This is a genomic window from Arthrobacter sp. KKT183 (assembly GCF_055657625.1).
On the sequence record NZ_CM145770.1, the window covers coordinates 82,371 to 101,205 of the forward strand.

The 18,835-nt window shown below is 65.1% G+C and carries 19 protein-coding genes; 12 read left to right on the top strand and 7 right to left on the bottom strand.

Annotated elements, in window-relative coordinates:
* Positions 1–6 precede the first annotated feature (6 nt).
* The gene (locus ACZ2GY_RS00425) at positions 7–1,368 is read left to right on the top strand and encodes a CoA transferase (RefSeq protein ID WP_471672650.1); all 1,362 of its coding nucleotides are present in this window, start codon (positions 7–9) and stop codon (positions 1,366–1,368) included.
* Here ACZ2GY_RS00425 and ACZ2GY_RS00430 read toward each other — a convergent pair whose 3' ends face one another.
* Positions 1,369–2,388, bottom strand: a complete 1,020-nt coding sequence (locus ACZ2GY_RS00430) for a LacI family DNA-binding transcriptional regulator (RefSeq protein WP_277359541.1) — start codon at positions 2,386–2,388, stop codon at positions 1,369–1,371.
* Positions 2,389–2,620: 232 nt separating this feature from the next.
* Here ACZ2GY_RS00430 and ACZ2GY_RS00435 point away from each other — a divergent pair, with 232 nt between their 5' ends.
* A complete protein-coding gene (locus tag ACZ2GY_RS00435) occupies positions 2,621–3,571 on the top strand; it encodes a DUF559 domain-containing protein (RefSeq protein WP_471672651.1) in 951 nt (316 codons plus the stop codon).
* 102 nt (positions 3,572–3,673) lie between these two features.
* Here the strand turns inward: ACZ2GY_RS00435 and ACZ2GY_RS00440 are convergent, their stop codons facing one another.
* Positions 3,674–4,267, bottom strand: coding sequence for a hypothetical protein (locus tag ACZ2GY_RS00440; RefSeq protein ID WP_471672652.1), 594 nt, complete (start codon positions 4,265–4,267; stop codon positions 3,674–3,676).
* Between ACZ2GY_RS00440 and ACZ2GY_RS00445 the strand changes: the two genes are divergently transcribed.
* Complete coding sequence (locus tag ACZ2GY_RS00445) at positions 4,266–4,451, top strand: hypothetical protein (RefSeq protein WP_471672653.1); 186 nt, start codon at positions 4,266–4,268, stop codon at positions 4,449–4,451. The genes ACZ2GY_RS00440 and ACZ2GY_RS00445 overlap by 2 nt on opposite strands.
* Positions 4,452–4,514: 63 nt before the next feature.
* Here ACZ2GY_RS00445 and ACZ2GY_RS00450 read toward each other — a convergent pair whose 3' ends face one another.
* On the bottom strand, positions 4,515–5,981 hold the full coding sequence (locus ACZ2GY_RS00450; protein WP_471672654.1) for a peptide MFS transporter: 1,467 nt from the start codon (positions 5,979–5,981) through the stop codon (positions 4,515–4,517).
* 57 nt (positions 5,982–6,038) lie between these two features.
* Complete coding sequence (locus ACZ2GY_RS00455) at positions 6,039–7,448, bottom strand: amidase (protein ID WP_471672655.1); 1,410 nt, start codon at positions 7,446–7,448, stop codon at positions 6,039–6,041.
* Positions 7,449–7,561: 113 nt separating this feature from the next.
* Between ACZ2GY_RS00455 and ACZ2GY_RS00460 the strand changes: the two genes are divergently transcribed.
* From ACZ2GY_RS00460 to ACZ2GY_RS00475, 4 genes are all read left to right on the top strand, one after another.
* Positions 7,562–7,888: a rhodanese-like domain-containing protein gene (locus ACZ2GY_RS00460; RefSeq protein WP_056545739.1), complete on the top strand. Its 327-nt coding sequence runs from the start codon at positions 7,562–7,564 to the stop codon at positions 7,886–7,888.
* A complete protein-coding gene (pheA, locus tag ACZ2GY_RS00465; RefSeq protein ID WP_277359372.1) occupies positions 7,885–8,832 on the top strand; it encodes a prephenate dehydratase in 948 nt (315 codons plus the stop codon). The genes ACZ2GY_RS00460 and pheA overlap by 4 nt, the downstream gene beginning before the upstream one ends.
* A gap of 33 nt (positions 8,833–8,865) precedes the next feature.
* Entirely contained in the window at positions 8,866–9,837 is a 972-nt protein-coding gene (locus ACZ2GY_RS00470; protein ID WP_346027816.1) for a DNA topoisomerase IB, read from the top strand.
* A gap of 84 nt (positions 9,838–9,921) precedes the next feature.
* Positions 9,922–10,305 carry a hypothetical protein gene (locus ACZ2GY_RS00475; protein ID WP_277359370.1) on the top strand — a complete coding sequence of 128 codons (384 nt, stop codon included), beginning with the start codon at positions 9,922–9,924 and terminating at the stop codon, positions 10,303–10,305.
* A gap of 8 nt (positions 10,306–10,313) precedes the next feature.
* On the opposite strand, the gene ACZ2GY_RS00480 is transcribed toward ACZ2GY_RS00475, so the two are convergent.
* Positions 10,314–11,417 (bottom strand): diacylglycerol/lipid kinase family protein, encoded by a 1,104-nt coding sequence (locus tag ACZ2GY_RS00480; protein ID WP_471672656.1) that lies wholly within the window; start codon positions 11,415–11,417, stop codon positions 10,314–10,316.
* A 68-nt stretch (positions 11,418–11,485) separates the two neighbouring features.
* Between ACZ2GY_RS00480 and serS the strand changes: the two genes are divergently transcribed.
* Both serS and ACZ2GY_RS00490 read left to right on the top strand, forming a co-directional pair.
* Positions 11,486–12,751, top strand: a complete 1,266-nt coding sequence (serS, locus tag ACZ2GY_RS00485) for a serine--tRNA ligase (RefSeq protein WP_277359368.1) — start codon at positions 11,486–11,488, stop codon at positions 12,749–12,751.
* A 92-nt stretch (positions 12,752–12,843) separates the two neighbouring features.
* Positions 12,844–13,701, top strand: a complete 858-nt coding sequence (locus ACZ2GY_RS00490) for an HAD family hydrolase (protein WP_471672657.1) — start codon at positions 12,844–12,846, stop codon at positions 13,699–13,701.
* On the opposite strand, the gene ACZ2GY_RS00495 is transcribed toward ACZ2GY_RS00490, so the two are convergent.
* Together ACZ2GY_RS00495 and ACZ2GY_RS00500 are read right to left on the bottom strand one after the other, a co-directional pair.
* Positions 13,698–14,324: a hypothetical protein gene (locus ACZ2GY_RS00495; protein WP_471673612.1), complete on the bottom strand. Its 627-nt coding sequence runs from the start codon at positions 14,322–14,324 to the stop codon at positions 13,698–13,700. The genes ACZ2GY_RS00490 and ACZ2GY_RS00495 overlap by 4 nt on opposite strands.
* A gap of 90 nt (positions 14,325–14,414) precedes the next feature.
* Positions 14,415–14,981, bottom strand: a complete 567-nt coding sequence (locus ACZ2GY_RS00500) for an inorganic diphosphatase (protein WP_471673613.1) — start codon at positions 14,979–14,981, stop codon at positions 14,415–14,417.
* 172 nt (positions 14,982–15,153) lie between these two features.
* On the opposite strand from ACZ2GY_RS00500, the gene dacB reads away from it, so the two are divergent.
* From dacB to tilS, 3 genes are read left to right on the top strand one after another with little or no spacing between them, the layout of a single operon-like run.
* Positions 15,154–16,581 carry a D-alanyl-D-alanine carboxypeptidase/D-alanyl-D-alanine endopeptidase gene (gene dacB, locus ACZ2GY_RS00505; RefSeq protein ID WP_277359366.1) on the top strand — a complete coding sequence of 476 codons (1,428 nt, stop codon included), beginning with the start codon at positions 15,154–15,156 and terminating at the stop codon, positions 16,579–16,581.
* A gap of 59 nt (positions 16,582–16,640) precedes the next feature.
* Positions 16,641–17,759: a zinc-dependent metalloprotease gene (locus tag ACZ2GY_RS00510; protein ID WP_471672658.1), complete on the top strand. Its 1,119-nt coding sequence runs from the start codon at positions 16,641–16,643 to the stop codon at positions 17,757–17,759.
* On the top strand, positions 17,756–18,835 hold the full coding sequence (gene tilS / locus ACZ2GY_RS00515) for a tRNA lysidine(34) synthetase TilS (RefSeq protein ID WP_471672659.1): 1,080 nt from the start codon (positions 17,756–17,758) through the stop codon (positions 18,833–18,835). The genes ACZ2GY_RS00510 and tilS overlap by 4 nt, the downstream gene beginning before the upstream one ends.

The window sequence follows — 18,835 nt, forward strand, 5'->3', positions numbered from 1 at the left end:
GCACTCATGGATTACCCGTTGCCCAGTGCTGATCCGGTGCCCGAGCTGTGGCGTTATTTTGCTTCGCTGATGCCGAACGGCGCGGAGGGAGCGTCCTGGTCCGGACCCCGAAGGTGGTGGGGAGGGCGCCTTGACGTTGAGGGACTTGCGCTCGGGGCCGTGCAGGCGGTCGCCGCGGCTCTTGCTGCCGCCTCGCCTGGGCTCCCCGCCACGTTCACGTCCTCCGGGGTTGCCGGGTGGTTCGATTCGTTCGTCCACCTTCGCATCGACGGATCGCCGATCCAGGCTTTCGGGGCTTCATCGGGTTTCCGCCAGGCCGCCGACGGGTGGGTCCGCATTCACGGGAACTATCCGCACCACGGACGGGCGCTGCTGGAAGCGCTCGGTGTGTCCGCGGCCGAGGATGTCAACGATGCGTTGCTGGAACGTCCGGCGGCTGTCATCGAAGAGGCCGTCACTGCTCGGGGTGGGCTGGCCGCGGTGGTCCGGACACCCGAGGCGTGGGCAGCAACGCCGGCCGGGCAGGCTGTCGCTGACGAGCCATGGGTGCGGCTGTCGACGAGCACTTTCCGGCGCGGGACGCGTACCTTCGGGGGCGACGAGGGGTTGCTGGAAGGTGTGCGCGTTCTTGATTTCACGCGGGTCATCGCCGGTCCTTCTGCCAGCCGGCTCCTCGGCGCACTGGGTGCCGATGTTCTGCGGGTGGACCCGCCGGCGCTACCCGAGTTGGAACACCAGCACGTGGAGACCGGGTTCGCGAAGCGGAGTGCCGTGGCCGATCTGCGGGATCCTGAGGCGCTCGCCCGCCTGCGGGATCTCCTTCCAGCGGCTGACGTGGTGCTCAGCGCCCACCGCGGCGGGGCGCTGGCCCGGCACGGACTGGACGTCGGTTCTCTGCGCACGGACTACCCCGGCCTGGCCGTTGTCTCCCTCGACGCCTGGGGTGATAGCGGACCGTGGGCCGGCCGCCGTGGGTTCGACAGCATCGTGCAGGCGGCAACCGGCATAGCCCACATCTATGGGACGGGCTCAGGGCCGGAATTCACACCCGGTGCGCTGCCGGTCCAGGCGCTCGACTACGCGACCGGCCTCGGAATGGCGGCTGCCGCCGTCGTGCTTGTGTCTGCGCGCAGTTATGGAATGAGCGGTTCCGCGCACCTTTCCCTGGCGCAGACGGCGGCGGAACTGCTGCGGATGCCCCGGGCGGGGGAGGCAGGGCCGGTGAACCTGGAGGTGCCGTTGAGGCGGGCAACGAGCGACTACGGCGAACTCGTCTTCGTGCCGCCGCCTCTGGTGGTCGATGGCCGTCAGGTGGAATACCCCGACCCTCCCCGGCGCTATGGCAGCGATGCCCTTTCGTGGAGGTGATCAGGGTGCCGGAGCTGTGGACTGCCTCGTGATGAGGGGGCACGGCACCAGGACCCGCTCGGTGCGGCGCTCGCTGCCCTCGAGCTCGTCGAGAACCCGCTTGACGGCGATGGCTCCGATCTCCGCGTGGGGGAGTGCGACGGTGGTCAGCGCCGGCACCAGGTTCGCGGCGACGTTCTGTTGATCGTCGTAACCAACCACGGACAACTGCTGGGGCACCTGAATCCCGGCTGTTGCCGCGTAGAGCAGGATGCCGGTGGCAACGCGGTCATTGGCGGCCAGGATCGCGGTGGGACGGTCTGGTTCCTGCAGCACCGACTCCGCTGCCCGGTATCCCTGGTTGATGTCCCAACCCGTGACGATGACCTGGTGGTCTCCGGCGGTCAATCCGGCGCGGTCCATCGCCGAGCGGTAACCCTGCTCCCGAAGGAGCGCCGCGTTGTCATCATCGCCGCCGAGGAGGGCGATGCGGCGATGGCCCAGTTCCAGGAGCAGTTCGGTGGCACGCCGGCTCCCCGTCACCTCATCCGGGACGACTGCCGGAAGCCTGTCCTCGGGGTCGAAGCAATTTGCCAGCGCTGCCGGCTGGGCCCGAAAAGGCCCGGAGGGGATGTAGGGCTGCAGGCTGCCAGTGGCATAGATCAGGCCATCCACCCGCCGATGCTGAAGCGCCTCGATCGCCGGCCCTTCGCGGCCGGGAATATGCTCGGTATCGACAACCAGAATCATGTATCCACGAGCCAAGGCGGCGTTCGTGGCGCCGCTGACAAGCCGCCCGGCGAAGGGGCTGGTCACAATCTCATCCGTGATGATGCCGAGTGTCGCCGTGCGCTGGTTCCGCAGACTCACAGCGACCGGGTTGGGTAGGTAGTTGAGTTCTTTGGCAGCAGCGCGGATTCGTTCCTGCGCGTCTTTGGAAACGTTGCCCTTGATGTTTCCGTTGAGCACCATGGACACGGCACTGCGTGACACGCCGGCCAATTTGGCAACATCCAACGCAGTCGCCTTGCGTGCTGCCATGTATCTCCCTCGTTGAAACTGTCCAGCCATTCTAGCTAATACGTGTCAGAGGGCTGTCGTCATTCCTCTCTCGCATCGAGTGGGCGCTTCTCGCATCGAGTGGGCGCTGAGGACGGGTTTGTGGCGTGGGCGCGGTCGCTAGCGCCCGCTCGATCCTGAGGGGAGCGGAGACCCACAAATACACCCTGTGGATAAGGGAATTCTGCCGCCCTCTCGACGGCATTATGAACGGGTGAGCTCCTCATCCATCCCTCTGCCCCATCGGTACTCCTTTACGGTTCAGGAGGCACTCGGACGTGGGCTGCCGTACAGCAGGCTGCGACGCTCGGATCTGACCATCCCGAGCCGCGGCGTCCGGCTTGTGAATGGTTCCGGTCCGTCGCTCCTCGATGATGTGGCGCCGCTGACAAGACTCGGCTGCCCGGACGCCGTCAGCCATTCGACAGCCGCCCGGCTGTGGGGAATCATCCTCCCGTTCCGACTCGAGGAGGATCATGGGCTTCACCTGACCCGATGGAAGGGGAGTAACCGCGTTCGTCGTCCAGGCGTCGTTGGTCACCGTGCGCCCCTTACGTCCCGCGACGTCGTCGAAATCTATGGTGTTACCGTCACCTCCCCGGCTTGGACCTGGACGGACCTGGCGCCGTCGCTATCGCTGGAGGAGCTGGTGGCTGCCGGCGATTCACTTCTGCGCAGGCAGGATGCTCCGCGACGCCGTTGCGACCTGAACGTCCCGGACCCTCTCGCCTCACTGACCCAGATTGCGGAAGCAGCCGATCGACGCGGCGGCGCCCGCGGTATCCGGCGTGTGCGGGAAGCGCTGCCCTTGTTGAGGAGTGGTGTTGATTCCGGTCGCGAGTCGCGTTTGCGGCTGTTAATAACGCAGGCGGGGTTGCCCGAGCCTGCGGTCAATCAATGGGTCCTGGACCAGAACGGGCGCAGGGTGTCGAGACCTGACCTGTCGTACAGCGAACTGCGCATCGCTATCGAATATGAGGGTGAGCACCATCTGGTGGACGCCGAACAGTGGCACAGCGACATCAACCGCGACGATCGGTTACGGGCGATGGGCTGGACGGTGCTTCGCTTCACGAAGAAACACCTCGAGCCTGATAACGAGCGAGCATCGATTGCGAGAATAAGGTCGGCGATTGCGTCAGCCCGTGCATCGAGTGGGCGCTGACGGCCGGCTGTCCACGAGGAATAGGTCGCCAACGCCCACTCGATTGAGGGATTGAGGGATTGAGGGATTGGGGGAGGGCATGAAAGCCGAGGACGACGGCTCCTACGGGACGGTGAGCGTCACCGGCCCGGCCTCCTCCGGCCCACCGCACTGCTCGGAGCCGCCTACCCGAACCCAATCCAGGGTGAACTCGCCCTCGACGAGGACCGTCCCGTCGGCAGCGAGAGCCCGTACAGTGACGATCTCGGGGGTGTCCATGTCGAGGTTGATCACCCACCTGTCCTCGTCCAGTGGCGTAGCCATATAGGGCGAGAGGAATTCGCGCGGAGGGTGCGATTTCTGGCCGGTTTCATCGATCGTTCCACCAGGCGCTGGTGTGATGATCTCGACGGGCACATCGGTAGTTGGCGGCCGCACAACCTGCGAGCACACGCCGTTCACGCAGCCCTGCACCTCAGCAACCACCGAAACGTCACCCTCCAGCTCCACCAGAACGTTGTTCAGCCATCCGATTGCCGGACACGCCACAGGCGGCCCGCCGGTCCCGGCACACCCCGCAAGCAGCATCGAAGAAACGACGACGACGGCGCCTGGCCGGAACTTCCCCCATGCGCCCAGTGTGGCACTCGCCGGCCCTAGTGCACAGGCCTGCCGGACGGTACGTTGAGAACACCCGTCAACGAAAGGTTGTGTCATGAGCGAGAACCCCACCAGCGACGAAATTGACCACACTGACGACGAAAAGCTGGAGCAGGACGCCGAGCAGGCTGCCGGCAAGGCTGATTCCGAGAGCGGTGGCGGTTACGGCGGCCCGGGTCCGGAGAGCGAGTCCGGCGGAAGCGAGGCCGGCAACGCCGGTTCCGCAGAAGACGGCTCCTAAAACCACAGACGACGACGGCGCCCTCCTGCGAGAGGAGGGCGCCGTCGTGGTTCGCTGTAGCGCCTAGCGGACGCCGCTCATCAGTTTCTTGATGGCGGGCGTAGCCAGCGCAAGGGCTATGCCGAGCACGATTGCCGTGATGCCGCTGAAGGAGAAGTACGGCACCTCGTTGTCCTGGTTGTAGTATCCCGCCAGAATGCCGGCCACCGTGGTTCCCAGCGAGATCGATAGGAAGAACAGGGCCACCATCTGGGTTCGGAAGGCACTCGGCGCAAGCTTCGTTGCAACCGAGAGCCCGATCGGCGACAGGAACAGCTCCGCCCAGGTGAAGAACAGCAGGATGACCACGAGAGCCATCAGCGGAGTGCTGTTCGGTCCGCCGCCGGAGAACGGAATGAACAGCAGGAACGCGACGCCCATGAACACCAGGCCGAGAGCGAACTTCAACGGTGATGACGGTTGCCGGTTTCCGAGCTTCGTCCACAGCGCAGCGAATACGGCGGCGAAGATGATGATGAAGATCGGGTTGATCGACTGCACAAAGCTCGGCGGCATGATCCAGCCGAACAGGTTGCGGTCCAGGCTGCGGTCCGCGTAGATCGCGACAACGGTGAACTGCTGCTGGAACAGCCCCCAGAACGCAGCGCTCGCAATGAACAGCGGAATGAAGGAGTAGACCCGCTTGCGCTCGATGGCGGTCACGCGCTTGCTGCGCAGAATCACCGTGAAGTAGGCGATCGAGGCCGCGATGGCGACGTACGCCATGGTCTGGGCGAGATTCGCGGGCGTCACCAGGCCGGTGGTGAAGGCAAGGATGATCACAACGACGACGGCCGCAGCAATCAGCCCCATTCGCGCCAGCCGACCGGGCGGCAGCGGGTTGGTCACCGCGTGGGCTGTCTCCGGCAGGTTCTTGCGGGTCAGCGCGTACTGCGTCAGGCCGATCGCCATGCCGACGGCCGCGAGCCCGAAGCCGTAGTGGAAACCGAACTCCGTCCAGGCCAGGCCCGTCAGCAGTGGGCCGATAAGGGCGCCGATGTTGATGCCCATGTAGAAGATGGAGAAACCGGCGTCTCGCCGTTCATCACCCTCGGCGTAGAGGGTTCCAACCAGCGAGGTCGCGTTGGCTTTCAGGCCGCCGGAACCGACACCGACGAGGACCAGACCCACCGCGAGGCCGACTCCGCCCGGCAGCAGCGCCAGCGCAATGTGGCCGAACATGATCATGATGGCGGAATAGAAGAGGACCTTCTCGGATCCCAGAACCCGGTCAGCCAGCCATGCTCCAAGGATGGTGGAGAGATAGACGCCGCCGCCATAGGCCCCCACCAGGCCGGTGGCAATTCCCTGGTCAATGCCGAGGCCGCCGTCGGCCGCGGAGTAGTACATGTAATAGAGGAGGATCCCCTGCATGCCGTAGAAGGAGAAGCGCTCCCAGAGTTCTACGCTGAACAGGTTCGCAAGCATCCGGGGGTGACCCAGAAACTTCTTGCCCTCCGTTGTGGCTGTTTGATTGTGAGTTGTGCTCATTCACTCCATGATGCCAGTCACTTTTTGGACTGTCATATCCAAAATGCGAACAAACAGTTATGCTGTTTGGTTTTGGCCAGTGCGGAGGTGTTCCTCAAGCTGAGCTGACACGGTGAGGAGATCCGCCTCTGCGCTGGGCCTTCCGATGAGCTGGATGCTCATGGAGAGTCCCTCAGCCGTGGTGAAGATAGGCACCGAGATGGCAGGCAACCCGCACACGTTCACCATAGACGTGTAGGGCGAGTATTGGCACTGGCGCAGATAGTCGGTGTCAGCATCCGCATCGGTGTACCAGCCGATTGGACGCGGGACCATGCCGAGAGCCGGCGTCGCAATGATGTCGAAGGCGGAGTACTGCGCGATGGTGTCCTGCTCAAATTGCCGCAGGATGTCGACGGCGGAGGCAAGGTCCGTCGCAGACTTCCCTTGCGCGCGGCGCCGGAGGGTACGGGCGAGGGTCGTCAGGTCTTTTTCCCGGTCGGCCGGGATGCGTGCGACGGCCAGGCCTGCGGTCCACACCGTCTGAAAAGCTTCGTGATAGCGCGGATCGTACCGGAGGTCTGCCTCAAGGATTTCGTGGCCGACGGCGCCGAGCGCCTTTACCCCGGCGTCGAAACCGGCCTGCGCGGCGTCGTCGAGCTCGATGGGAAAGGCCGCGGCGAAAGGCGAGGCGGTGCTGACCCCGATCCGGAATCTACCGGCAGCCCGCAGCGCTGCGTCGAGGAATGAACCATGGGCGGCGGCGCTGGTTGCGTGGAAGTTCGGCTCGTTCACCATGGCGTCGAGCAGCAGGGCGGCATCCGCCGTCGTCCGCGCCAGCGGTCCGGCAACCACAAACTGACCGAGGTCGCTCTGACCTGCACCGGAAGGCACCCTGCCGCGGTTGGGTTTGAGGCCGATCAGCCCGGTGGCAGCGGCCGGAATCCGGACGGAGCCGCCGCCGTCCGTGCCCGGCGCAAACGGGATCAGGCCTGCCGCGACAGCCGCTGCGCTGCCGCCGGACGAACCACCCGAGCTGAGCGCCGGGTTGAGCGGATTCCGCGACGGCGGTGCAACGAGATTCTCGCTGTAGCAGCTCAGACCGAACTCCGGAACCTGCGTCTTTCCCACACTGATCGCGCCGGCCCGCCGGAGAACGGCGACAAGCGGCGAGTCTGCGGCCGCCACCGTGTGCTGCAACGCTGCGCTTCCGTGTGTGGTCACAACCCCGGCGACGTCGGTCAGGTCCTTGTGCGCAAGCGGCAGGCCATGTAGCAGAGGCAGGTCCGCCCCGCTTGCCTGCAGTTGGTCAGCGGCGCCGGCTTCCGCCAGTGCCGCGTCAGCAGTCACGGTGACAAAGGCGCCCAGCTCCATATTCCGGGCGTCGATTCGGTCCAGATAATGCGTAGTGAGTTCCCGGGAGCTGAGCTCACCGCGTCGGAGGAGGTCCCGCTGTTCAAGAGCGGTCAGCTCGGAAAGGGAACTCATGGGAGGGCCTTCCTCAGGGGTGGGGTGTCTGCGGTCCCCACTATAGGCTTGGATTCAAGGCGTACTGGAGTCGGACTGTCGGAGTCGGACAAGGAACAGAGACGGAGCTTGCAGTGACCAACAGCGAAAACGTGTCCATCGACGCAATCAGTGAGGGCACCGCCGTCCTGGACGTGCGTGAGGACTATGAGTGGGAGGCCGGGCACATCGAAGGAGCCCGGCACATCCCCGTCAACGATATTCCGGCGCGGCTCGACGAGCTTGACCCGGATGAAGACCTGCACGTCATTTGCCGGACCGGCGGACGCTCGTTCCGGGTAAGCGAATGGCTGGTCGCCAACGGATACTCTGCGGTGAATGTCAGCGGCGGAATGGACGCCTGGGTGGAGGCCTCGAGGCCGATGGTCTCTGAAACCGGTGAGGAGCCGCGCGTTCTATGAGCTCCTACGCATATCTCGGCCCCGAGGGCACTTTCACCGAGGCAGCTCTCCTCCAGGTGCCCGGGGCGGACAAGGCCGAGAGGGTACCCGCAGTGACGGTGAGCTCCGCTCTGGACATGGTCCGCACAGGCCGAGTGACGGCAGCGATGGTGCCCATCGAAAACTCGGTGGAGGGCGGCGTATCAGCCACCCTTGATTCGATTGCCAACGGGGACCCCCTGCGCATCATCCGGGAAATCCTTGTTCCGGTCTCCTTCGTGCTGGTGGGACGCCCGGGGCTGGAGCTCGCCGACATCCGCTTCGTGGCAACCCACGGCCACGCCTGGGCGCAGTGCCGGGGCTGGACCGAACAGAACATTCCAGCCGCGGAATACATTCCGGCTTCCTCAACAGCGGCTGCAGCCCACACCCTGCTCGACGACGGCGCCGGCCACGATGCCGCGATCTGCTCACCTCTCGTGGCCAACCGCCTCGGCCTGCGCGTCCTCGCAGAGCACATCGGTGATGTTGCCGACGCGGTGACCCGCTTCATCCTGGTCAGCAGGCCGGACACCCTGCCGGCACGGACCGGGGCGGACAAGACCACCCTGGTCATTCCCCTGCCGGAAGACCATCCGGGCGCCCTGATGGAGATTCTCGATCAGTTCGCTGCACGCGGAGTCAACCTCAGCAGGATTGAATCCCGCCCCACGGGACTGTTCCTGGGGGACTACTTCTTCAGCATCGACGCGGACGGCCACGTAGCGGATGCCCGCGTTGCCGACGCCCTCCAGGGACTGCACCGCATCAGCCCGGGGCTGCGGTTCCTCGGTTCCTATGCACGCGCGGACCGGCGTGAATATGACGTTGCCCGGCATACCTCCGACCAGGCGTTCCAGTCAGCGCAGGAGTGGGTTGACTCGCTGCTGCGTTCCCCCACGGTTGATCCGGAGAGCATAGGCTAGGTCTTCCCTGCAGGCGGTATCAGAGGAGGCGGCGTGCCACGACTTCGACGCAGTGACTGCAACAAGCCCGGTTACACCCGCCGTCGCCACGGAAAGGGCTTCAGTTACCGCAACCAGCAGGGTGAGCCGCTGGAACGCGATGAACTTGAGCGGATCAAAGACCTGGTCATTCCGCCGGCGTGGCGTGATGTCTGGATCAGCCCCTATCCCAATGGCCATATCCAGGCGCTAGGCACAGACGACGCCGGTCGGCGGCAATACATCTATCACCCCGCCTGGCGGGAGAAGAAGGACCGCGAGAAGTTTGACCGGGCGCTGGATTTCGGCGAACGCCTCCCCAGCGCGCGGCGGGTCATCACACAGCACCTGCGCAGCAACGGCAGCGGCCGGGAGCGGGCCTTCGCGGCTGCGCTGCGCATTGTTGACTCCGGCGCGCTACGGATTGGATCGGCGCAGTACGCAGCCGAGAACGGTTCTTTCGGGGTGACAACCCTGCGGGTTGAGCACGTTACGCTCAGCGGACCGGTGATTACCCTGCAGTTTCCCGGAAAGAGCGGCCAGCAGTGGGACACCACCATCGAGGACCCGGATCTCGCCGCGGCGCTGCGCCCGATGATGCGCAGGGAAAGCGCGGACACCATGCTCGCGTACCGTGCCGCAGACGAATCCTGGCATTCGATTGACGCTTCCCAGCTCAATGAGTTCCTTCGCCAGGTCACGGGTGGAGGCTTTACGGCGAAGGATTTCCGCACCTGGCAGGCTACTGTCGTCGCGGCCATGGAGCTCGCCCGGATGGATCTGAAGGCCACCAGCCGGACGGCGCGGCAGAAGGCAGTCGCCGCGACCATGCGCTCGGTCGCTGAACACCTCGGCAATACTCCGGCGATCGCCCGCAGCTCGTATGTGGACCCGCGCGTGGTGGACCGCTTCATGTCCGGGGAGGCCATACCCGTGGCGAGCTACTCCGCGTCGGAGAAGGCTGTTCGCGAGCTGCTTAAAGCGTAGGAATGCTTTCCCACGGACCGGTCGCTAAGTAGGCTGATGGTGAGCGCCCGGCCAATGGGCGACCCTTTTGGAAAGGCAGGCACCATGAGCGAGCAGCCACACAACAACGAGGTCAACCCAAACAAGGATGACGGATCCACCTCTGACCCGAACTGGCACGGCGATGCCGGCGACCAGGGCAATGACCTGCGCTTCGCGGAGGAGCAGCAGCTCATCAACAGCCAGGCACAGAACGCTGATGCGGTGGGTGAGACAACCGGCGCAGCCACGGGCGGCTACACCGGCGCGCAGCGCGCTGACGGGGTCGGCGAGTACACCGAAGGTCAGGACCAGCTTGATGAAGGTGAGTACACCGACAAGGACGGCACCACAGACGCAGACTCTAACATTGAGGGGGAGTACACCGATGCTGACTCCGTCCCGTCCCTCCAGGAAGGCGGCGACGCCGAGGGAACTGAGCGCCACTAGCAGCGTTTCTACTGCGCAGGCGCGTCGCTGAACATTCCAGTTGATGGTCCGGTTGCCCGTCCAGGGACCCGGACCATCAGTGCGCCGGGAGCCACGCTCACGCTCAGGGAGGTCACATCGCCGGAGGTGTCGCCGTCGAGCTGGGTGCCCGTTGCCTCGGAGACACGGACGTCCACCCGCTTCACGCGGTGGTAGGTGATCACCGGAATGGGCCCCGCGTGCCGGAAGAGGATCTTCGCGGCAACCCACAGCCAGCCGAGTATGCTCCGCGGACTCGTAATCACAACATCGAGATAGCCGTCGTCTATTGTCGCGTCGGGGACGAAGGTGATGCCGCCGGGCAGCCGTGCGCAATTTGCGAACAGGACACTGTGCACTTTCCGGGTCTGCGCGGGCCCGCCGTCAATGCTGATCGACATGCGTTGGCGTTTTCCGGGCAGGCTCCGCACGCCGGCTTCGCTGTAAGCCAGCCAACCGAATTTCTTCTTCAGGGCGTCCTTGGTGGCAGCCACCACCACAGCATCAAGCCCGACGCCGCCCATCACCAGGAATGTATGCTCACCGCTGACACCGGTCCGCTCATTGCGGAGCTCGACACGGCCCATATCGATCCGCCGGCCAGCCCCGTGAAGCGCCTGCCTGACGCTGCGTGGCACGTCGTTCACCGCAATACCGAGGTTGCGCGCCAGCAGATTACCGGTCCCCAGCGGCAGCAGTCCCAGCGCGGCATTGCTGGAAACCAGCCCGGTTGCCACGGCGCGGACGGTGCCGTCCCCGCCTGCTGCAAGAACGACGTCGTAACCTTCTGCGACAGCGCGCCGCGCCTGGGCGGCACCCGGCTCCGCAACCGTAGTCTCCAGCACCAGGGGAGGTTCCCATCCGGCGTCTGAGCAGGCCTGCTCAACCTGCTCGCGGGCGAGCGGCGCACTGAGTTTGACCGGGTTGAGGACCAACGCAACCCGCTGCTGTTCCCCGGTCGCCGAAAGGGTGGGGCGCGGTTCCTCCCACTGCAGTGAGCGTTCACGGCGCAGCTTTCGAACGCCCCACCAGCTGAACGCTGACGCGGCTGCGGCGACAACCGCAAGGGCCGTGATAATCCACTCAAGGGGCATGATTTCCCCAGACTATCCTTCAGCGCACGGGTGCCGGGCGCGCAGATCCCATTCGGTAGTCTTGTGAGGTGATCGACGTAAACGAACTCCGCGACAATCCTGAAAAATTCCGCCTTTCGCAGCGTGCGCGGAAGGCCGACGAGTCTTTGGTGGATGCGATCATCGCGGCTGATTCCCGGCGTCGCGAGGCGGTCACGAGTGCGGAGTCGCTGCGGGCTGAGCAGAACTCCTTCGGCAAGCGCGTTGCCAAGGCGCAGGGCGAGGAAAAGCAGGCACTTCTTGCCGAGGTGAAGGAACTGGCGGCGTCGGTGAAGGCTGCCGCAGCGCAGGCCGAGGAAGCGAAATCCGAGGCGGACGCCCTTCTGCGTCGGCTGCCCAACGCCATTCTCGATGGCGTGCCGGCTGGTGGCGAGGAAGACTTCGTGGTCCTCAAAACAGTAGGAGAGCCCCGGCAGTTCGATTTTGATCCGCGGGACCACCTGGAAATCGGCGAGCTGATCGGCGCGATCGACATGGAGCGCGGCGCCAAGGTTTCCGGGTCCCGCTTCTACTTCCTGAAGGGCGTAGGTGCGCGCCTTGAGCTTGCCCTGCTCAACATGGCTATGGATCAGGCAATCAGTGCCGGGTTCACACCCATGATCACGCCCACACTGGTGCGGCCCGAGACCATGCAGGGGACCGGTTTCGATATCGCCCACGACGCGGAGATCTATCGCCTTCCGGAGGACGACCTCTACCTGACCGGCACGTCCGAGGTAGCGCTGGCCGGGTATCACTCGGATGAGATCGTGGACCTCTCGGCCGGGCCACTGCGGTATGCCGGCTGGTCCTCCTGCTACCGGAGGGAAGCCGGTTCACATGGGAAGGACACCCGGGGGATCATCCGGGTGCACCAGTTCAACAAAGTGGAGATGTTCACTTACACCACGGTTGAGGAATCAGAAGCGGAGCACGAGCGCATGCTCGCCTGGGAAGAGGAGATGCTGGCAAAGGTTGAGCTGCCCTACCGCGTCATCGACACCGCCGCCGGGGATCTCGGGATGTCAGCCGCGCGCAAGTTCGACTGCGAAGCCTGGGTGCCCACCCAGAACGCGTACCGCGAGCTCACGTCCACCTCTAACTGCACCGGCTTCCAGGCTCGGCGGCTCAACATCCGCGAACGCGTGCAGGGCGCCAAGGCTACCCGCGCCGTGGCAACGCTGAACGGTACCCTCGCGACAACCCGGTGGATTGTCGCCATCCTTGAGCATCACCAAAACCCTGACGGCTCGGTCAACGTGCCGGCCGCACTGCGCCCATATCTCGGAGGCCTGGAGGTTCTCCCGGTCCTGTAGAGGCAGGTTCAGCCCTCACCCGTAACCAGCCGTTGGCTTAGTTGTGATCAAAAACCTACCCGCGATTACTGGCTTTCTGGTTCACTTTAACGATGACAACTACATTTTCCGCTGGCATCGATGACCAGCAGCAGACAACACGGAAACTCATTGCCCTCGATGTTGACGGGACCCTTGTGGATCACGAGGGGCTCATGTCGGACGAGGTCCGCACCGCGGCCAGCGCCGTCGTGGATGCCGGCCACGAGGTGGTGATCGCTACCGGCAGATCGCTCGGCGCCACCCTGCCCATTATCGAGAAGATCGGGCTTACTCGCGGTCATGCCGTGTGCTCCAACGGCGGCGTCACTCTTCGCATCGATGTGGACGAGTTCGAGGACGGCTATGAAGTCGTCAACCGGGTGGTCTTCGACCCGCGACCGGCGCTGGTGGCCCTGCGAAAGTGCCTTCCCTCGGCCAAGTTCGCCCTCGAGGATGATGAGGGCCGCTTCCTTTCCACCGAGCGGTTCCAGGATGCGAGTTTCGGAGCAGAGGCAGAAAGCGTTGACTTCCAGCGGATGCTGCGGGCGCGGGCCGTCCGGGTGGTGGTGTTCAGTACGGACAGCACGGCCGAGGAGTTCGGCGAGGCCGTCGAATCCATCGGACTCCACGGTGTTACCTACTCGGTAGGGTGGACCGCCTGGCTGGACATTGCAGCTGCGGGCGTCACGAAGGCCAGCGCGCTTGAGCTGGTGCGTCGGAGGCTGGACGTCGATCCCTCCGAAACCGTTGCCATCGGTGACGGCCGCAATGACATTGAGATGCTTTCCTGGGCAGCGCGCGGGGTTGCGATGGGCCAGGCCCCCGAAGAGGTGCTGGCCGCGGCTTCCGAGGTGACGGCTTCGGTGTACGACGACGGCGCCGCGAAGATCCTGCGCTCCCTCACCCGGGCGGGACAGAACGAGCGCTAGTACGCCAGCGCTGCCGGCGGCAGCGCCGCCGGGCCGTACACCAGGTCCAGCAGCCGGGCGGCTGCGGGACGGGTGGCCCACTCTTCCATCCAGTGTGAACGGATGACGGCCTTGCTCACTGCCTGGGTGGTGATTCCCAGCTCCTGGGCTATCAGTTTCTGCTGCCCGCGGGCTCCCGGTGTCATGAGGTCCAGGACATTCCACTCCGCGTCGGTGCGCGTGTAGACAATCTGCCCCAAAAGCCGCAGAACCGCTTCAGCCTCGGCCGAAACCTCCGAGTCAGGGCCTTCTACCGCGAGCGGGATCCGCTCACCAGTCTTCTGCGCCCGGTTCACCGCCCTGCGCGAGTACACCAGGCCGTACCCCTCGGCGTCGGTGATGCGTTCAGGCAGGGGGGAATGGACCTCTCCGACGCCGATCCCGACGTGCCAGCGCCGGTATCGGATCGCTTTCAGCGCCACATCGACGGCAACCCCGGCGCTGCCCACAACGCCCTGCAGCTCGTCGCCCACCGAGCGTTGAAACGGCACCACCGTGTCGATGAACCGGAACTCACGCAGCAGCTCGGGCACCAGGTCACCCACGTCGCGGGAATCGCGCTGATTGATGGTGACCACGAACAGCATGACCCCAGTATGACCGAGGAAGCCCTCGAATCAACCGATTTGCGTTGATTCGAGGGCAATGTTTGGTGTGGAACTATTGATCAGGAGCTACCGGCCCTGCGGATCATTGTCAGCGTTGTCGGTGTCGGTGTCGACAGCGCGCCCCTGCGGCTCGTCCTCTTCACTTGCTTCACCCAGAGCCTGGAAACGCTTCAGTGATGCCTCAACTTCTGCCTCTGCGGCCTCGTGGCCCTCCCAATCAGCGGCTTCAACCCACTTACCCGGCTCCAGATCCTTGTACTTCCGGAAGAAGTGCTCGATCTCATCCAGCAGGAACTTGGAAACGTCTCCGAGATCCTGGATGTGGTCGAAGCGGGCATCAACGGGGACACACAGTACTTTGGCGTCTCCGCCGCCGTCGTCCACCATGTTGAAAACGCCGATCGGGCGGGACTCAACCAGGACTCCCGGGATGAGGTCGAAGTCCTGCAGCAGAACCAGGGCGTCCAGCGGATCTCCATCTTCGCCCAGCGTGTTCTCGAAGTAGCCGTAATGCGTGGGGTACTGCATCGAGGTGAAGAGCACGCGATCCAGCCGGAGGCGGTGGGTCTCGTGGTCGATCTCATACTTGACGCGTGATCCCTTGGGGATCTCAATGGTGACGTCGAGCTTCATTGCCATGTGGAACTCCTGCGGTCAGCGGTTGGTAAGTGAAAACCTTGGCGGGGCTGCCGAACCACCCGCAGCCCCCATCTACTGTTAAAGATATAGGCCGCCGCGCGCATCATCGATTCGTGTCCGGAGCCGATCCCTTCAGTTTCCAGCATGAGCCTTTCGAGAGGACGCCATGAACCGCAGCGCCAGGGTGTTCACTGCCCTGTTGCTTGCCCTGGTTCTCGGAGTGCTAGCGGTCCCTGTCGGTTTCCATTACGGCCCGCAGGTTGCGGAGCTGGTCACCGGCCCGCCTCCGCAGGCGGAACCGGAAATCCCGGTCATCCAACAAACTCCGGACGACGTTGCCGCCCCCACGCTCGTCAGCCAGCTGGACGCACAGGCGCCGGTGCCGGTTCCGGACGTTCTTGCCCCCCTGCTCGCCGCCGCACTGGAGGTTCCGGGCGGGACCCCGGTGACCGGCGTCGTTCTTGATGCGCTGACCGGCGAGGTGCTTTTTGACCGGGGCGGAGGGGAACCGCAGCTTCCCGCCTCGAACATCAAGATCCTCACTGCCACCGCGGCGCTGGCCAAACTCGATCCGAATCAGCGGTTGACCACCTCTGTGCTCACGGGAGGCGCCGGCGGGGAAGGCGTCCTGGTGTTGCGTGGAGGAGGGGACGTCCTCCTCGGCTCCGGGGAGTCCGATGCCGAGAGCGTTATCGGCCATGCCGGTCTTGCTACACTCGCCCGGGAGACGGCAGCCCAGCTCGACGGCGATGGCCCGTACCGCGTCGTGATTGACGACTCGCTCTTTGTCGGGGACGTCCTCAACCCCAGCTGGCAGCCCGGTGACGTGCAGGCCGGCGAGATTGCGCCGATCTATCCTCTCGCCATCAATTCGTCCTGGACGGATGAGTCGAAGCAGTCCGGCGCGAGGGCGGCGGATGCGGCACTGGCTGCGGCCACCGTATTCCGGGAGGCGCTACTTGCCGCTGGCGTGCAGGTTGAGGAGGGCATCGAGCGGCAGGTTACGGGTGAGGACGCGGAGGAGGTGGCGTCCGTCGAGTCGGCGACGGTCGAAGCGCTGGTTGAACACATGCTCCGCACCTCGGACAACTACCTCGCCGAGGTGCTCGCCCGGCTCGCGGCAGAGGCCAGCGGCAGGCCGGCGTCGTTTGGCGGGGGGCTCGAAACGATCGCCGAGGTGATCGCCGGGCTCGAAGTGCAGACAGAGGAAATGGTGCTTGGAGATGCCTCAGGCCTTTCGCCCAGGAACCGAATCAGCCCGCGGCAGCTCTCGGACGTGGTGCGCACGCTGCTCCGCTCCGACAACCGGGCGCTGCGGCACGTGCTGCACGGCCTTCCCGTGGCCAGCCTCTCCGGCACGCTGGCGGACCGCTACAACGACGACGACGCCCCCACTTTTGCGGGCGCGGGCCTGGTCCGCGCCAAGACCGGAACTCTCAACGCGGTGACTGCCCTCAGCGGTCACGTGGTGTCAGTTGATGGCCGCCTGCTGGTGTTCTCGTTCATTGCGAGCGGCCTTGACGGGACCACGGAGCCGGCACGGGCCGCGGTGGACAGAGCAGCCGCTGTCCTTGCCACCTGCGGGTGCCGCTGAACCCCGGTGTGCGCTCTGGGTGGACTCCGCCAAGCGGCCTCCCAGACTAATGTGGTCGAATGGCCACCATGGACAGCAACGCCCCCCTTCAGCTCGTCAACTGGGATCTGGCCGCCAGCAGCGCGGCGAAACTGGCGCCTCCGGGCCCCAAACTGAGCGCCGGGGAAGTGCGGGACGCCGTAGCGAACCTCCGGGAACTGGCAGATCTCTCCGTTGAGCACGTTCATCGGATCACGGGCCTCGAGGCGGCGCGGGACCTGCGGGATTCGGAGCTGATCATCGTGGACCGCGCATCGTGGGCCAAGGCCAACACCCAGAGCTTCAAGGTGCTGATGGCGCCGGCGATCGAGCACCTTGCGCAGACCAAAGGCGAGCAGCTGAAGGCGGCCAATGCGGCCCTCGGCGGCGCAGTGACCGGTGCCCAGATGGGCACCATCCTCGCCTTTCTCTCGAGCAAGGTCCTCGGGCAGTATGATCCGTTTGTTGCCTCCAGCCGCGGGCCCGGCGGACGCCTGATGCTCGTGGCGCCCAACATCGTCTCCGTTGAGCGTGAACTGAATGTGCAGCCCGCCGACTTCCGGCTGTGGGTGTGCCTGCACGAGCAGACCCACCGGGTGCAGTTCGCTGCCGCACCGTGGCTCAAGGACCACATGTTGGAGCACATCTCCGAACTCACCGTCGGCCTGGCGGACAAGGCCGAAACCCTGGCGGAGCGGCTCACCAACGCGCTGAAGTCGCTGCCAACACGCAGCCAGAACGGTAAGGACCAGGACGGCGACGGCGTGCCCCCGAGCGATGGCGGCATCCTCTCCCTGCTCCAGGAACCTGAAGACAAGGCCCGGCTCTCCCACCTCACCGCCGTCATGAGCCTGCTCGAAGGACACGCGAATGTGGTGATGGACGCCGTTGATTCCAGCATCGTGCCCACCGTGAAGACCATCCGCCGCCGGTTCAACGCACGAGGGAAAACCCGTGGACCGGTCGAGAAGTTCATCCGCCGCCTATTGGGCCTGGATGCGAAAATGCGCCAGTACAGCGACGGGGCACGCTTCGTCCGCGCGGTCGTGGACGCCGTCGGTATGGAAGGGTTCAACCGGGTGTGGGAGCAAGCGGAGAACCTGCCCACCGAAAAGGAGATCCACGCGCCCAGGGAGTGGATCACCCGGATGGGACTGTGAGCCGCCGGCCGCGGCTCAGCCCTACGGTCGGCACGGCGAGAAACCTGATCCGCGCCGCGCTCGAGGATGCGCAGGTTTCCGAGGGATCGCTGATCCTGGTTGCGTGCAGCGGCGGAACCGACTCACTCGCGCTAGCCGTTACGGCGGCGTACTTCGCGCAGACCGGTCAGTACCGGGTGGGTGCCGTCGTCGTCGATCATGGTTTGCAGCAGGGCAGCGCGGACGTAGCGGAGGCCGCGCGCTCCCAACTGGCGGGTCTGGGCCTTGCACCGGTGGAGGTGCGCCGGGTTGAGGTGGCAACAGCTGGAATGGGCCCGGAAGCCGCAGCACGGATTGCCCGATACGGGGCGCTCGATGCCGCCGTCGAACAGCACCGCGCCGCCGCCGTTCTGCTCGGCCATACCCTCGATGACCAGGCCGAACAGGTACTCCTCGGTCTCTCCAGGGGTTCGGGAACCCGCTCATTGAGCGGCATGCCCCCGCGCAGAGGGGTTTACCTTCGACCGTTCCTCGCCCTCCGGCGCATTCAGACGGAGGAGATCTGCCGGTTCACTGGTCTTGACCCGTGGCATGATCCGACCAACGCGGACCCTTCCCTGATGCGCTCACGCGTACGCACCCGGGTGCTGCCTTTCCTGGAGGACGAGCTAGGCCCCGGAATCGCAGAGTCCCTGTACCGGACGTCGCGGATCCTCTCCCAGGACGCCGCCTACCTGGACGAGCTCGCAGAGGTCGAGTACGGCCGGCTCAGAAAGACTGCAGGCAGTAGTGAGCCGGGGAAAGAAGAGCACGACGGCGGCAGCCTCCTCCTGTCCGAAGAGGGCCTGCGCGCCCTTCCGCCCGCTCTCCGGCAGCGGGTCCTGGCGCTCGCCGTCGTCGAACTCGGCGGAATTCAACCAAGCTTCGAACGCCTGTTGGCCGCAGAGAACCTGTTGCGGCGCACCGGATCGGCGGGTCCAGTGCAGCTCGGCGGCAGCGTGAGCGCCTACCGGCAGGTCAGGGGTGCAGGGGTTCCCCAAGGCCACTCAAGCTATGGCAGTCTTGTCCTTAGGAAAAACCTCACAATCCGGGAGTAA

Bases quoted from the DNA above. Each gene is read 5' to 3' on its own strand.
- ACZ2GY_RS00425 (WP_471672650.1), top strand. From the start codon at position 7: ATGGATTACCCGTTGCCCAGTGCTGATCCGGTGCCCGAGCTGTGGCGT.
- ACZ2GY_RS00430 (WP_277359541.1), bottom strand. From the start codon at position 2,388: ATGGCAGCACGCAAGGCGACTGCGTTGGATGTTGCCAAATTGGCCGGC.
- ACZ2GY_RS00445 (WP_471672653.1), top strand. From the start codon at position 4,266: ATGAGCGAGAACCCCACCAGCGACGAAATTGACCACACTGACGACGAA.
- ACZ2GY_RS00440 (WP_471672652.1), bottom strand. From the start codon at position 4,267: ATGACACAACCTTTCGTTGACGGGTGTTCTCAACGTACCGTCCGGCAG.
- ACZ2GY_RS00450 (WP_471672654.1), bottom strand. From the start codon at position 5,981: ATGAGCACAACTCACAATCAAACAGCCACAACGGAGGGCAAGAAGTTT.
- ACZ2GY_RS00455 (WP_471672655.1), bottom strand. From the start codon at position 7,448: ATGAGTTCCCTTTCCGAGCTGACCGCTCTTGAACAGCGGGACCTCCTC.
- pheA (WP_277359372.1), top strand. From the start codon at position 7,885: ATGAGCTCCTACGCATATCTCGGCCCCGAGGGCACTTTCACCGAGGCA.
- ACZ2GY_RS00475 (WP_277359370.1), top strand. From the start codon at position 9,922: ATGAGCGAGCAGCCACACAACAACGAGGTCAACCCAAACAAGGATGAC.
- ACZ2GY_RS00480 (WP_471672656.1), bottom strand. From the start codon at position 11,417: ATGCCCCTTGAGTGGATTATCACGGCCCTTGCGGTTGTCGCCGCAGCC.
- ACZ2GY_RS00490 (WP_471672657.1), top strand. From the start codon at position 12,844: ATGACAACTACATTTTCCGCTGGCATCGATGACCAGCAGCAGACAACA.
- ACZ2GY_RS00500 (WP_471673613.1), bottom strand. From the start codon at position 14,981: ATGAAGCTCGACGTCACCATTGAGATCCCCAAGGGATCACGCGTCAAG.
- dacB (WP_277359366.1), top strand. From the start codon at position 15,154: ATGAACCGCAGCGCCAGGGTGTTCACTGCCCTGTTGCTTGCCCTGGTT.
- ACZ2GY_RS00510 (WP_471672658.1), top strand. From the start codon at position 16,641: ATGGCCACCATGGACAGCAACGCCCCCCTTCAGCTCGTCAACTGGGAT.